Source organism: Oleiphilus sp. HI0043 (assembly GCF_001634935.1).
In genome coordinates this window covers 1-985 of sequence record NZ_LWEY01000447.1, presented here as the reverse complement: position 1 = coordinate 985, position 985 = coordinate 1, and the positions used below count along the sequence as shown (strand labels likewise).

Annotated in this window: 1 protein-coding gene; it reads left to right on the top strand. The window is 46.6% G+C overall.

The features are described 5' to 3' along the window. On the top strand, positions 1 to 985 hold a 985-nt coding region (locus A3729_RS05795), incomplete at both ends, for an AAA family ATPase (protein ID WP_156497707.1).

The following is a 985-nucleotide window of genomic DNA, read 5'->3' as shown; positions in this document are numbered from 1 at the left end:
GAGTCTTGTCCTTGGATATGGGGGCATTGATTGCCGGGGCTAAGTTTCGAGGTGAATTTGAGGAGCGCTTGAAAGGTGTGCTTAATGAGCTGAGTAAGCAAGAAGGGCAGATAATCCTCTTTATCGATGAAATTCATACCATGGTTGGTGCTGGTAAGGCAGAGGGCTCAATGGATGCGGGGAATATGTTGAAGCCTGCACTTTCTCGAGGTGAGCTGCATTGTGTTGGCGCTACTACGCTTGATGAATATCGTGAATATATAGAGAAAGATGCTGCCTTGGAAAGGCGTTTCCAGAAAGTTCTAGTAGAGGAGCCGGTTGTTGAAGATACCATTGCTATTCTGCGCGGTTTGAAAGAGCGTTACGAAGTCCATCATGGGGTAGAAATTACCAATAGTGCAATTATCGCTGCAGCCAAGCTTTCTCATCGCTATATAGCTGATCGCCAATTACCGGATAAGGCGATAGATTTGGTTGACGAGGCAGCAAGCCAAATTCGAATGGAGATGGACTCAAAGCCAGAAGCTTTAGATCGCTTGGAGCGCCGTTTGATTCAAATGAAAATCGAGCGGGAGGCGCTTAAGAAGGAGCAGGATTCTTCATCTAAAAAGAGCCTTGTAGAGCTGAATGAGCAAATTTCTGAACTTGAAAAGGAATTTTCAGATCTGGAAGAAGTCTGGTTGGCAGAAAAGGCAGCTCTGCATGGTTCCCAGAAAGTTAAGAGTCAGTTAGAGCAGGCTAGGGTCGAATTGGAGAGTGCTCGTCGAGAGGGTGACTTGGCATTGATGTCGGAATTGCAGTACGGGAAGATTCCCGAATTGGAGCGCCAGTTGGATATGGCGAGCCAGGCTGAAATGATGGGTATGACCTTATTACGTAATCGAGTGACCGAAGAAGAGATAGCAGAAACAGTATCGAAGTGGACGGGTATTCCGGTCTCAAAAATGCTGGAGGGCGAAAAGGATAAGTTGTTGAGAATGGAAGG